Source organism: Thermomonospora cellulosilytica (genome assembly GCF_014138835.1).
Lineage (GTDB): Bacteria > Actinomycetota > Actinomycetes > Streptosporangiales > Streptosporangiaceae > Thermomonospora > Thermomonospora amylolytica.
The window spans coordinates 607,701-619,892 of the sequence record NZ_JACJII010000001.1 but is presented as its reverse complement, the minus strand read 5'-3'; the positions used below and the strand labels follow the sequence as shown (position 1 = coordinate 619,892).

The window sequence follows — 12,192 nt, the reverse complement described above, 5'->3', positions numbered from 1 at the left end:
ACCGGTCCTTTACTCGAGGACGGTAATCCGTCACCGAGCCGCGCACTTGGGCCGCGCGGACAAAAATCCCCGCCCGCTTACTCCGCTCCGGACAAGTCCCCGGCCGGATCCCGGGAAGGCGGCCCGGAAGTGATGAACGGGCGTTCACCGAGATCGCCGGCGGGCATGAATTCCGCACCTGAGTGACAAAAGCCGGTGACGGGTGCTGAGTCCGCCCCATGGCGGGCGGCCGGTCGCGGTGCCTAGTCTCGGCGGTCGTCGGCGGTGGAACGGAGCGCATGGTGTCGGAGGCGGCAGGAATCGGGGAGCGGGCCGCGACGGTGCTGCGGGTCGCGGTCATGTTCGGGCGGACCGGGCTGTGGCGGCCGGGCCCGCCCGCACGGGTCGCCCGCCAGCTCGGCGCGCTGCGGCGGTGGGGCACCACGCTGGGCGGGTCGTGGATCTCGGCGGCGGCGCGCGACCCCGGACGGCCGGCGATCGTCGACGAGTACGGAACGCTGACGTACGGCGAGGTCGACGCCCGCACCGACCGGCTCGCGGCGGCGCTGGGCTCCGGCGGCGGACGGCCCCGGGTGGCGGTGCTGTGCCGCAACCACCGCGGCATGGTGGAGACGCTGGTGGCGTGCGGCAAGCTCGGCTCGGACGTGGTGCTGCTCAACACCGGGATGGGCACCGAGCAGACGATCAAGGTGCTGCACGAGCAGGAGGCCGAGGTCCTCGTCGCCGACTCGGAGTTCGGCGAGATCCTGTCCGGCGCGCCCGGCGGGGTCCGCACGCTGACGGCCGACGGACCCGGCTGTGACCTGGCCGCCCTCATCGACACGCCGGTCGCCGCCGACCTGCGGCCGCCCCCGCGCAACGGCCGCATGATCGTCCTCAGCTCCGGAACGACCGGACAGCCCAAGGGGGCGCAGCGCAACCCGAGCCCCGGCCTGGGCGCGCTGGCGTCGGTGCTGTCCAAGATCCCGCTGCGGGTCCACGAGACGGTGCAGATCGAGGCGCCGCTGTTCCACACCTGGGGGTTCGCGGGCCTGCAGATCGCCATCGGGCTGCGGGCGACGATGGTGCTGCGCCGCCGGTTCGACCCCGAGGGCTGCCTGCGCGCCGCCGCCGGGAACCGGGTCACCGCGATGATCGCCGTCCCCGTGATGCTGCAGCGGACGCTGGAATGGCGGGACGGCGGCGGCGAGCTCCCCGACCTGTCGGCGCTGCGGGTCGTGGCGGTGAGCGGCTCGGCGCTGCCCGGCGGGTTCGCCACCCGGTTCATGGACGCGTTCGGCGACGTCCTCTACAACCTGTACGGGTCCACCGAGGCGTCCTGGGTGACGATCGCCACCCCCGAGGACCTGCGCGCCCACCCCGACACGGCGGGCAGGCCCCCGAGCGGCACCCGCCTGGCGATCCTGGACGACGAGGGACGTCCCGTCCCGCCGGGTGAAGTCGGCCGCATCTTCGCCGCGAACGAGCTGCTGTTCGCCGGCTACACCAGCGGCGCGACCAAGGAGACGGTCGACGGCATGATCGGCCTCGGCGACCTCGGCCGGCTGGACGAGCACGGCCGGCTGTTCGTCTGCGGGCGCGCCGACGACATGATCGTCTCCGGCGGGGAGAACGTCTTCCCCGGCGAGGTCGAGGACGTGCTCACCGAGCTGCCCCAGGTCCGCGAGGCGGCGGTGGTCGGCGTCCCGGACCCCGAGTGGGGCCAGCGCCTGGCCGCCTACGTCGTGCTGCACCCCGGTCAGACCCTCACCGCCGACGAGGTCCGCGACCTGGCCCGCAGCCGGGTCGCCCGCTTCGCCGTCCCCCGCGACGTCCACTTCGTCGACGAACTGCCCCGCAACGCCACCGGCAAGATCGTCCGCAACCGCCTCCCCTGAACGCCCGCCACCGGCGCACGGATCCGACGTACCGAGGCCGGGTTCGCGCCCGATGCGCAACGACGGCCACCACGCTGCCGACGGGTGCGGGGATCCGACGTACCGGTGCCGGGTTCCCGCCTCGGTGCGCAACGGTGGCTACCAAGCCGCCGAGGGGTGCGCGGGTCCGGTGTGCCGAGGCCGGGTTCGCACACCGTGTCGGCGTTCGTTTCCGGCGGCGGAAACGTCTCCGGCCGCGGGCCGTCAGGCCGGGACGGGATGGGGGCGGGGCGGGATCAGCAGGTCCAGGTCGGCGCGGGTGACGCGGGCGTCGGTGGCCAGGCGGTCGCGGTCGGTGCCGGCGGCGGCGGCGAGCTCCACGGCCTTGACGAGCATGGTGGGCGACTCCAGGGGCCGGGTCAGGCCGGGCTCCTGGCGGCGCCAGCCGTTGGCGCTGAGGGTGCTCATCGCGTTCCGGTACACGGACTCCGTCATCACCCGGAGGGTCCGGGCCCGGTAGAGCAGCGCCGCCATGCTGACCCCCCACTCGGCCTTGAGGGCGGCCAGCTGGGACCAGTCCGCGGTGCGGGGGAGGGCGTCGGCGATGTCCTCCTCCGGCATCAGGAACTCGGCGGCGAACCGGTTGGCCTGGTCCTCCACCACCTTGCTGCCGGGCTCGGCGTCGGCGTGCATCACCAGGTGCCCCAGCTCGTGCGCCCCGTCGAACCGGTTGCGCCAGTAGTCGCCCTTGGCCGGGTTGAACATCACCATCGGCCGGGGATGCGCCCCCACGCTGAACGCGTCCACCCGTTCCGTGGACGGGGGCAGCACGATCACGATGACGCCGCGGGACTCCAGCAGCCGGACCACGTGGGGGACGGGCCCCGGCGACGCCGCCATCGCCGCCCGCGCCGCGCGCGCCGCCAGCACCGGCCCGGGCCCGCCGATCTCGTCCGGGTGCACCGGGTGCTCGGGGATGTCCACCGCGGGCAGCTCCACCAGCGCCTCCAGGGCCGCCACGATGTCGGCGGCGATCCGCCCGTACGCCAGCGCCTGGTCGCGTTCGATCTGGGTGGTGGAGCGCAGCGAGCGGAAGTGGGCGTGCGCCGAGTCCAGCACCCCCGTGCCGTGCCCGGCGTGGAAGAACTCCACCGGGACGCCCAGCGCCATCGCCAGCCGCGACAGCGTGACCGGCGACGGGCGGTGCACCCCGGCCTCGTACCGGCCGATGGCCGCCGGGGTGGTGCCGATCGCCTCGGCGAGCTGGTTCTTGCGCAGGCCGCGCAGCCGCCGCGCCAGGGTCAGCCGTTCGCTGTCGAACCGCAGCCCGGCCTCCTCGGCGCGCCGGGCCGCGCGCTCGTGGTCGTGGTCGTTCACCGTGCCGCTTCGGCCGCCGTTCCGTCCGCCCGGGCGCGCAGCCGCAGCGGAACGACATCGTCGTCGTCGCTCCACAGCGGCATGGTGCGCTCGGTGACCTGCCGCGGGTCCGGCCCCAGGGTCTCGGCGGTGATCGGCCGCCGCCAGTGCCAGGGCGGTCCGGCGTCGGCGTTGTAGCGGGGCCGCCCGATGAACAGCTCGGTCTCGATCGGGGCGTCGGTCGCGCTGTGCGCCACCACCAGGGTGACCGGGCCCGCGGGGGCCGGGGCGACCCCCAGGTCCAGGGCGAGCTGCGGGTCCTCGGCGAACTCCTGGCGGGAGACGGCCTGCTTGGTGGGGCTGGACTTGTCCCAGCGGATGGCGTCGACGGCCCCGAACTCGTGCCGCTTGAGCAGGATCCGGTAGTTCCCCAGCCGCCAGCCGGGCGAGCCGTTGAGGTTGTCGCGGACCACCCGCCCGGCGAGCGGCCCGCCGCCGGAGTCGCCGTCCAGGCCGAACGCCTTGTCGAGCTGTGACTCCAGCACGTCGAAGGAGGTGTAGCCGAAGGAGCGCTCCTTGAAGCCGGCCGACCGGCTGAGCGACCCGAGGACGATCCGGGTGGTGGCCTCGTGCGCGTCGCGCACCGCGTGGAGGAAGCCGGCCTCCAGCAGGGTGTCCCAGGCGTCCTGTGCTTCGGTCATGCCCTGGGACTGTAGTCAACGCCGGCGTGCGGTGTCCGGGAATGCAGCGGTGTGTCCCGTCCGCGTGGTCCGCCCGGGGCCGGGAACGCGCAGAGGGGCCGGCGCCAGGCGCCGGCCCCTCCGATGGAACCGAACGTCAGTCGATCTCGGTGTTGCCGATGAGGCAGTTCTGGTCGACCGAGCCGAGGATGCCGCCCAGGGCGTTCACGCAGTTCAGGATCGCGACGGTCTCGTTGTCGACGTCGACGTCCTTCTCGAACGACTTGAAGTCGAGCTCGAACTTCTTGTCGTTGTCGTACTTGTAGTACTTGTCCCCGCCGGCCATCGCGGGCGTGGCGCTCATCAGCACGCCACCCACGGCGACGGTCAGGATGCCGGCCGTTGCCAGTCGCTTGAGCACGATGTCTCCTTCTCGGTGAGTGTGGAATGCCGACGCGCGCTTAATGCAGCCTCGCCGGCCACGTGTCATTGGTAACACCTGCCGCGCCCGGCGTCGACGTGAGATCGGCTGCTCTGACCCATTGTTTCCGAAGTCATTGTCATGACGCCGGTCGCTGTGCCCGAAAATTGCGGAACCAGCGGCTCCGGACGATTCGATCGAGCCGCCGGAAATGTCCAGAACAGGTTCGCGGCGGATACCGAAAAGGGGCCGGCGCGCCGCGCCGGCCCCTCCGCTGGACCGAACGTCAGTCGATCTCGGTGTTGCCGATGAGGCAGTTCTGGTCGACCGAGCCAGCGATGCCACCAGCGATGTTCACGCAGTTCAGGATCGCCAGGGTCTCGTTGTCGACGTCGATGTCCTTCTCGAACGACTTGAAGTCGAGGTCGAACTTCTTGTCGTTGTCGTAGTTGTAGTAGTCGTCCCCGCCGGCCATCGCGGGCGTGGCGCTCATCAGCACGCCACCCACGGCGACGGTCAGGATGCCGGCCGTTGCCAGTCGCTTGAGCACGATGTCTCCTTCTCGGTGAGTGTGGAATGCCGACGCGCGCGTAATGCAGCCTCGCCGGCCACGTGCAATTGGTAACACCCGCAGCGGGCCGCCGTCGACGCAAATCGGCTAATCTGACCCATTGTTTCCGAAGTCATTGCCAGGACGTCGTCCCATGTGTCGTGAAATTCCGGAACCGGGTGCCGTGACCGCTTCGGCCGAGCTGTCCGTAATGTTCGGAGCGCCCTCGGCGGGCAACGAAAAGGGGCCGGCGCGCCGCGCCGGCCCCGGTTGACCACCGCGGTCAGTCGTCGCCGTTGTGGCCGTCGCTCTGGGTGTTGCCGATGAAGCAGTTCTGGTCGACCGTGCCCAGGACGCCACCGACCAGGTTCACGCAGTTCAGGATGGCGATGGTCTCGTTGTCGACGTCGATGTCCTTCTCGAACGACTTGAAGTCGAGGTCGAACTTCTTGTCGTTGTCGTACTTGTAGTAGTTGTCGTGGCCGCCGGCCAGGGCGGGCGTGGCGCTCATCAGCACGCCACCCACGGCGACGGTCAGCACGCCAGCCGTTGCCAGTCGCTTGAGCACGATGTCTCCTTCTTCTGATTGCGGAATGCCGATCTCGACGCGCGGCGTGATGCAGCCCGCCGGTCACGGTTATAGGTAACACTGCGAATACCCGTGTGTCGACGCCGATCGGGGCGGCCGCGAAATCTTTTCTTGCGCATTACCATCGGTGATGTCTCGGACGACGGTAATTGCGGTAAAACGACGTAGATCTGCGAACTGTCGGGTAATCCGGATGGTGCGGATGGGGGATTCGTCCCGGTTTGCGGCGCGCCGGCCGAGGTGCGCGCCAAGATATGGTCAAGTGGAGATCGACCGAGGGTCAAGGACGAGGTCGGTGACGGCGGCGGCATGGGACGCTCGGACGGCCTGTCGGTGACCGTCCGACCTGCGCCGAGCCGGGACCTGGGGTCGCTCCCCCGAACGACAGGAGAACGACGACCACCACCATGCCGTGCCGGCCGTGCCGTGGCCGCAGGACCGTGCGCCCCCGCCGGCGACCTGCGCCGGGCGCCCGCGTCCGCACGGGCGACAAGGAGTGACCCGCAGGTGTTCCAGCGACCCGCGCGCACGCCGTTGATCCTCATGTACCGGGCGGTGGACCGCGTCGCCCGCGACCCGCTCCGGCAGGCGGTCGGCCCCGAACTGTTCGAACGGCAGATGGACTGGCTGCACCGCAACGGGATGCGCGGGGTGTCGGTGGGCGAGCTGCGGCACGCGTACCGGGCGGGCCTGGCGCGCGGCCTGGTCGGCCTGACGTTCGACCGCGGTTACGCGACGTTCGCGACCCGCGCGGTGCCGATCCTGCTGCGCCGGGGGTTCACCGCGACCGTCTTCGTCTCCGCCGCGGAGATCGGCGGCCGCGCCGATCGCGACCCCGGCCCCGACCGCCCGCTGATGACCGAACGGCAGATCCGCTGCGTGGCGGGCAAGGGGATGGAGATCGGCTCGCACGGACTGCACCACGTTCCCCTGCCGAGCCTGGACGACGAGGAACTGGCCGAGGAACTGACCCGTGCCCGCGCCGTCCTGGAGGACGTCACCGGCAGGGCGGTCACGGGCTTCGCCTACCCGTACGGTCACGTGTCCCCGCGCGAGATGACCGCCGTGCGCAAGGCCGGCTACGAGTACGCCTGCGCCGTCCGCCGCGGCCCCCTCGACGGCGACCACGCGCTGCCGCGGACGCGCGTCGACGACCGCGACGGCCGGATCCGCCTGCGGATCAAGGTCCTCCGCCACCAGCTCGCGATCTGAGGCCCGCGCCCGCCGGCCGGTTCGCCCGGTGTGCGGGGGACCGGGCCGTCCGGCGGGTAAGCGGCGCGTCATGTCTTGGTCAGGCCGCGGGGAAGGCGCGGGCGAGGCGCCGGAGGCTGTCAATAGTGTGCCGAGCCGGCCGCCGTGCCAGGACCGACCCGTACCACCGACCACCATCGAAAGGCATCCATGTCGAACTGGACCAAGCACACCGCCCGCGCCGCTCTGTGCGCCGCCCTGATGCCGGTGTTCGCGGCGGCGGGCGGCGCGCTCGCACACGCCGACACCGCCGGAGAGCCCGGCGCGCCGGTCTCCGTTCCGATCGACGTCTGCGGCGGCGCGTACGCGACCAGCGGGCTCGTCGGCGCGGCCTGCGAGGGCCACGAGGGCCTGTCGGACGCGGTCGCGTGGGACGAGTGGACGGCCCTGCGGGCGCCGCGGGCCGGGACCGACGAGCGGCGGGCGCGGCGGTCCGACCGCGATTGGCACCAGGTGGTGCGGACGCCGCTGACCGGGCCGCTGCGGGGGGTGCAGGACACCGCCATGGGGGTCACCTCGCTCCTGCCGCGGCTGGTCGACGAGAAGGTGCGGCAGCCGCTGTCCGGGCTCGGCGAGGCGGCCGGGAGCGCCGGGGCGGCCGGTCCGGCCCGGCCCGTCCGGCCGGGGGCCGGAAAGACCGGCGGGCCGGTGCGTCCGGAGGACGCGGCCGTGCCGGCCCTGCCGGGAACGGGGCTGGGACTGCCCGTGCCGGGCGGTTTGCCGATCGGTGGCGGGCTGCCTCTTCTCGGGTAATGGAGTAATGCGTGAACGGGGCGCCGGAAGGAGACCGGCGCCCCGTTTCTTTTGGGCTCGGGAACCGGGCCTTCGCGGGCGCTCGCGGCATGTGGGGCAAAAGGTGCACATCGCCCGGGTAGGGGGTGTGACCAGCGAGAACTCCGGTCATCAACGCCGCTTGGATCGAACTTGACCCATTGCCGAGTGTCCGTCCCCACCGCGCGGGTATTTTTCCCGTCAATCGATTGCCGCCGCATTCTGGCGATCCCGATTTCACGCGGACGGGCAATCGATAATCGCGTCGGCGAGGTGCGATATCCCGCGGCCTCGTCGGGTTTTCGGTCCATTTGGCTCGCATCCCCCGGGAAGGGTCTTCGAGGGCTCATGAGACACCAGCGCCGGCGTCAGCCGCAGTCCGCACGCACCCACGACGCCGCATGCCCGCCCGCCCTGCGGGTCCGCGTGCACCGGACCGGCAGCGACCTGCTGGTCCAGCTCAAAGGGGAGATGTGCGCGCGCACCGTCGAGATGGTGCGCGCGCCGCTGGCCGCCGCCCTGCGCTCGGCGCCGGCCCCGCGGCTGCTGCTGGACCTGTCCCGGGTCCGGCTGAGCGACCGGTTCGGCCTCGGCCTGCTGGTCGCGCTGCGGAACGCGACGGGCCGGGCGGGCGGCCGGCTGATCCTGGTGCGGCCCGCCCCCGACCTGCAGGCGATGCTGGCCGACACCGGCCTGGACCGCCATCTGCAGGCCTGTGCCTCGCTGGAACTGGCCGGGACGCAGGTGCCCATCAGCACCCGGCCCGGCCGGCTGCTGCCCCTGCGCGGCCCCGGACCGGAGGCCCTGCCGGTCGCCACGCCCCAGGAGGTCGCCCCGGAGGCCGGAGAGGCCTGAGCCACCCACCCCCTCCTCACCGCGACCCGCCGGAGACCCTCCGGCGGGTCGCTCCTTTCCGGCGGGTCCTCAGCGGACGGCCTCGACCAGGGTGGGCCCCGTCGGCAGCTCCGCCGTCCGCACCGGGCGCAGGTCCGCCCGCTCCAGCAGGCCCAGGTAGGCGTCCCGGGTGCGTTCATGGCCGTCGCCGAACATCGCCAGCATCCGCACGTCCATGTCGTAGCCGAGGTGCGGGCGTTCCGGAACGTCCGGCAGCAGGACGTCCAGCAGCAGCACCCGGCTCCCGGCGCCCATCGCGTCCCGCACCGTCCGCAGGATCTCGATCGCGGTGCCGTCCGGCCAGTTGTGCAGGATGCTCGCCAGCAGGTACACGTCCGCCTTGGCCGGGACCTCCTCCAGGAAGCTCCCCGCCACCACCTCGCAGCGGTCGGCCACGCCCTGCGCCTCCAGGTAGGTCGCCGCCGCCCGCGTCACGCTCGGCAGGTCCAGCAGGACGCCCCGCAACCGCGGATACCCGGCCAGCACCTCCGCCAGGATCGTCCCGACCCCGCCGCCCACGTCCACCACCGTCCGGGCGTCCCCGAAGTCGTGCACGGCCAGCAGCCCCCTGGCGAACTCGTGCGACCGGGCCGTCATGTAGGCCGCGAACGCCCGCTCCAGATCCGGGTGGGCGGCGTAGTACTCGTACAGGGAGCCGTACCGCTCGGCCACGGGGGAACGGCCGGTCCGCACGGTGTCGGCCAGCCGGCCCATGGAATGCCAGGACATCTCCTCGCCCAGCACCACGATCCCCGGCGCCATCGAGTCGGGCGCGTCGGAGCGCAGCGCCTCGCCCGTCGCGGCCAGCGCGCAGGTGCCGCGTTCCGGATCGAACGCGACGACGCCGAGGGCCGCCATGGCGCGCACCAGCCGGGCCAGGGACGGCCGATGGGCGCCGCAGCGGGCGGCCAGTTCCGCGACGGTGAGCGGGCCGCCCGCCAGATGGTCCGAGCAGCCCAGCGCGACCCAGGCGTGCAGGGCCGAGAAACGCCACCAGCCGCGGATCAGCTCCCAGATGCGGGCGTGCGGCTGCGCGGGCAGCGGGTCAGACATGAGCGGGCTCCCTGTCGTCGAACCTGGTGTCGAGGGCATGGCGATGGCGGGCCAGCACGACCCGTTCGCACAGGTCCAGCGCGACCGCCAGGACGTACCCGAGCGCGCCGAGCACGCAGATCCCGGCCCACATCGCCGCCATGTCCCAGGTGCGCTGCGCGTCCAGCAGCAGCGAGAACGCGATGCCGTCGGTCGAGCCGGTCATCTCCGACACCACCATCAGGATGACCGCCAGGCCGAGGGACACCCGCAGCCCGGCGAAGATCTTCGGGGCGGCGGACGGGACGATCAGCCACACCGTCCGCCGCAGCGGGCCGAGCCCGTAGATCCGGGCGGTGTCGTACTGCACCGGCTCCACCGACCGGGCGCCGTCCATGGTGTTCAGCAGGATCGGCCAGACCACCCCGAACGCGATCGTGACGAGCTGGGTCTGGGTGCCGACGGCCAGCAGCGCCACCCACAGCGGGGCCAGCGCGGTCGGCGGGACGGCGCGGGCGAAGTGCAGCACGGGCTCCAGCGTCTCGGCCAGCCACCGCACCCGCCCGATCGCCAGCCCCAGCGCCACGCCCAGCACCGCGGCGATCGCCCAGCCCGCCAGCAGCCGCAGCACGCTCGGCGGGACGTTCTCGATCGCCGCGTCGGTCAGCCAGAGCCGTTCGGGCGGGCCGGACAGCCACAGCTCCCGCAGCCGCCCGGCGATCCGCGACGGCGGCGGCGCGAACGGGTTGCCCGCCAGCCGGGTCCCCGCCTCCCAGCAGCCCACGGCGGCCGCCACGGCGGCCAGCCCGGGGAGGTTCATGACGCGCGGGCCGCCGGCTGCCAGTGCAGCAGGCGGCGGGACGCGGCGGACAGGACGGTGTCGAGGACCAGCCCGAGGATCCCGGCCCAGACCACCGCGGCCAGGATGACGTGGGTCCGCCCGGCACCAGCCCCGGCCTCGATCAGCCAGCTCCCGATGCCCTCGCCGCCCCCGGCGTACAGTTCGGCGGTCACCGTGACGATGAGGGCGATCCCGGCGGCCACCCGTACCCCGGTGGCGATGAACGGGGCCGCGCCGGGCAGCGCCGCGTACCACAGCACGGCGGCGCGGCCGAAGCCGAACGTGCGCAGCGTCTCCACGGCGAGCGGGTCGGTGGCGCGCAGGCCGCGGATGGTGTGGATGAGCATCGGCCAGGAGCAGGCGAACGCCACCACCGCCACCGCCATCCGCCCGGTGTTGCCGAACGCCAGCAGCGCCAGCGGGATCAGCGCCACCGGCGGGATCGGCCGCAGCATCTCCAGCAGCGGCCGGGTCAGCCGGTCGACCGGCGGCAGCGCGCCGATCACCACCCCGGCGGGGACGGCCGCGCACACCGCGATGGCCAGCCCCGTCGCCCACACCCGCAGCGTGGTGACCAGGGCGGTGCGGAAGTCCGGCTCGGCGGGCAGCCGGAACGCCTCGGCCAGCACCGTGGACGCGTGCGGCAGGACGTCGGGGTCGATGAGGGCCCGCCCGGCGATCTCGGCGGCCACCAGCAGGCCCGCGGCGCCGGCGGCACCGCGGACCAGGGTGGAGGTGGCGGGTCGGGTCACGGCCCCGAGACCTGCATCGCGGGGATGTTCAGGCCGCCGGGGTTCCTCAGGTAGCCGTAGTTGCCCATCAGCCCGGCCAGCCGCTGCAGCCGGGTGGGGTTCTGGCTGGTGGGGAAGGACCCGAGGGTGACGACCTGGGCGGTCTGGGCGTCCAGGCCCTTGACGAACGTGGGCAGGGTCCGCGCCACCAGGCTGCGGTCCTCGGCGGCCATCCGCTGGGCCCTGGCCATCGCGCGCTGGAACGCCGCCACCGTGTTCGGATGCTCGTCGGCGTAGTCGCCCAGCACGCCCCAGCCGGAGATCGGCAGGTTCTTGGTCGGGCCGCCGGGGTCCATGGTGTCCAGCACCGTCCGGCCGCCCTGCCGGTTGAGCTGGGAGATGAACGGCTCGGCCAGCCATGCCGCGTCCACCCGGCCGGCCTCCAGCGCGGGCAGCATCTGCGGGAAGGCCATCTCCACGTACTGCACCGAGTCGTCGGCGATCCCGGCGGCCCGCAGTGAGGCGCTGACCGCCAGAGTGGCGATGGACTTCAACCCCGGAACGGCGATCTTCTTGCCGGTGAGATCCTGCGCGGACCTGATCGGGGAATCGGCCGCGACCCCCACCACGAAAGCGCCTTTTTCGCCCTGGTAGGCGTCGGCCACGAACTTCCACTTGACCGCTCCGCCGCTTTGCTCCTGGGCCAACAGCGCGGCGACGTAGTTGGTCAGTGAGATGTCGAGTTTGCCGCTGCGCAGCAGCGGGACGGCGGCCGCCCCGGTCTGGATGAACTGGGGCGTGACCTCCAGTCCCTCCGCCTTGAACAGGCCCCGCTGGATGGCGATGTAAAGCGGCGCGCCCTCGGGGACCGGCAGCAGGCCGACGGTCAGCCTGGTCTTCTCCAGGCCGCCCGATCCGCTACCGTCGGAGTCGGTGCCGCCACAGCCCGTCAGAGCCACCGCGGTCACCAGGGCGAGCGCCGCCGCCAGCAGCCTTGCGGGCAGCCGCCCCGGCGGTCCGGTTATTCGGGAGCGCGCCGGCCGCCGCCGCGGCGGCCGGAAGAAGTGATCTTCGTAGGACATGCCCGGGACGTTGGCCCAGGGTCACCTGACATCGCTATGACGTCTTTTTGACATCTGCCGACATTTCCCGACGTATGCGGACGTGTAGGGTTTGCGGTTGATCGCCACCCCTAGCGTGATCACCCGAATCGGACTGCC

The 12,192-nt window shown here is 72.6% G+C and carries 13 protein-coding genes; 4 read left to right on the top strand and 9 right to left on the bottom strand.

The features are described from left to right. Positions 1-278 precede the first annotated feature (278 nt). Entirely contained in the window at positions 279-1,877 is a 1,599-nt protein-coding gene (locus tag HNR21_RS02965) for an AMP-binding protein (RefSeq protein WP_182703936.1), read from the top strand. A 243-nt stretch (positions 1,878-2,120) separates the two neighbouring features. Here HNR21_RS02965 and HNR21_RS02960 read toward each other — a convergent pair whose 3' ends face one another. The 5 genes from HNR21_RS02960 to HNR21_RS02940 all read right to left on the bottom strand — a co-directional run bounded on the left by HNR21_RS02960 (position 2,121) and on the right by HNR21_RS02940 (position 5,431). After that, a complete protein-coding gene (locus HNR21_RS02960) occupies positions 2,121-3,233 on the bottom strand; it encodes an XRE family transcriptional regulator (protein ID WP_312880810.1) in 1,113 nt (370 codons plus the stop codon). Further along, positions 3,230-3,913 (bottom strand): hypothetical protein, encoded by a 684-nt coding sequence (locus HNR21_RS02955; RefSeq protein ID WP_119728038.1) that lies wholly within the window; start codon positions 3,911-3,913, stop codon positions 3,230-3,232. The genes HNR21_RS02960 and HNR21_RS02955 overlap by 4 nt, the downstream gene beginning before the upstream one ends. Positions 3,914-4,049: 136 nt before the next feature. Then, positions 4,050-4,313, bottom strand: coding sequence for a hypothetical protein (locus HNR21_RS02950; RefSeq protein WP_182703935.1), 264 nt, complete (start codon positions 4,311-4,313; stop codon positions 4,050-4,052). A gap of 286 nt (positions 4,314-4,599) precedes the next feature. Continuing rightward, positions 4,600-4,863, bottom strand: coding sequence for a hypothetical protein (locus HNR21_RS02945; RefSeq protein WP_182703934.1), 264 nt, complete (start codon positions 4,861-4,863; stop codon positions 4,600-4,602). Between the two features lie 283 nt (positions 4,864-5,146). Next, a complete protein-coding gene (locus HNR21_RS02940; RefSeq protein WP_182703933.1) occupies positions 5,147-5,431 on the bottom strand; it encodes a hypothetical protein in 285 nt (94 codons plus the stop codon). 528 nt (positions 5,432-5,959) lie between these two features. Here HNR21_RS02940 and HNR21_RS02935 point away from each other — a divergent pair. The 3 genes from HNR21_RS02935 (at position 5,960) to HNR21_RS02925 (ending at position 8,329) form a co-directional block, all read left to right on the top strand. Continuing rightward, a complete protein-coding gene (locus tag HNR21_RS02935) occupies positions 5,960-6,664 on the top strand; it encodes a polysaccharide deacetylase family protein (protein ID WP_312880809.1) in 705 nt (234 codons plus the stop codon). A 189-nt stretch (positions 6,665-6,853) separates the two neighbouring features. Further along, a complete protein-coding gene (locus HNR21_RS02930; protein WP_182703932.1) occupies positions 6,854-7,456 on the top strand; it encodes a hypothetical protein in 603 nt (200 codons plus the stop codon). A 366-nt stretch (positions 7,457-7,822) separates the two neighbouring features. Beyond that, positions 7,823-8,329 (top strand): STAS domain-containing protein, encoded by a 507-nt coding sequence (locus HNR21_RS02925; RefSeq protein WP_182703931.1) that lies wholly within the window; start codon positions 7,823-7,825, stop codon positions 8,327-8,329. Between the two features lie 69 nt (positions 8,330-8,398). On the opposite strand, the gene HNR21_RS02920 is transcribed toward HNR21_RS02925, so the two are convergent. From HNR21_RS02920 to HNR21_RS02905, 4 genes are read right to left on the bottom strand one after another with little or no spacing between them, the layout of a single operon-like run. Then, entirely contained in the window at positions 8,399-9,421 is a 1,023-nt protein-coding gene (locus HNR21_RS02920) for a methyltransferase (protein ID WP_182703930.1), read from the bottom strand. Then, positions 9,414-10,220 (bottom strand): ABC transporter permease, encoded by an 807-nt coding sequence (locus tag HNR21_RS02915; protein ID WP_182703929.1) that lies wholly within the window; start codon positions 10,218-10,220, stop codon positions 9,414-9,416. Before HNR21_RS02915 ends, HNR21_RS02920 begins: the two co-directional genes overlap by 8 nt. Then, positions 10,217-10,993, bottom strand: a complete 777-nt coding sequence (locus HNR21_RS02910) for an ABC transporter permease (RefSeq protein ID WP_182703928.1) — start codon at positions 10,991-10,993, stop codon at positions 10,217-10,219. The genes HNR21_RS02915 and HNR21_RS02910 overlap by 4 nt, the downstream gene beginning before the upstream one ends. Then, complete coding sequence (locus tag HNR21_RS02905; RefSeq protein WP_182703927.1) at positions 10,990-12,054, bottom strand: ABC transporter substrate-binding protein; 1,065 nt, start codon at positions 12,052-12,054, stop codon at positions 10,990-10,992. The genes HNR21_RS02910 and HNR21_RS02905 overlap by 4 nt, the downstream gene beginning before the upstream one ends. Between the last annotated feature and the right edge of the window lie 138 nt (positions 12,055-12,192).

Bases quoted from the DNA above. Each gene is read 5' to 3' on its own strand.
- HNR21_RS02925 (WP_182703931.1), top strand. From the start codon at position 7,823: ATGAGACACCAGCGCCGGCGTCAGCCGCAGTCCGCACGCACCCACGAC.
- HNR21_RS02955 (WP_119728038.1), bottom strand. From the start codon at position 3,913: ATGACCGAAGCACAGGACGCCTGGGACACCCTGCTGGAGGCCGGCTTC.
- HNR21_RS02915 (WP_182703929.1), bottom strand. From the start codon at position 10,220: ATGAACCTCCCCGGGCTGGCCGCCGTGGCGGCCGCCGTGGGCTGCTGG.
- HNR21_RS02920 (WP_182703930.1), bottom strand. From the start codon at position 9,421: ATGTCTGACCCGCTGCCCGCGCAGCCGCACGCCCGCATCTGGGAGCTG.
- HNR21_RS02930 (WP_182703932.1), top strand. From the start codon at position 6,854: ATGTCGAACTGGACCAAGCACACCGCCCGCGCCGCTCTGTGCGCCGCC.
- HNR21_RS02905 (WP_182703927.1), bottom strand. From the start codon at position 12,054: ATGTCCTACGAAGATCACTTCTTCCGGCCGCCGCGGCGGCGGCCGGCG.
- HNR21_RS02965 (WP_182703936.1), top strand. From the start codon at position 279: ATGGTGTCGGAGGCGGCAGGAATCGGGGAGCGGGCCGCGACGGTGCTG.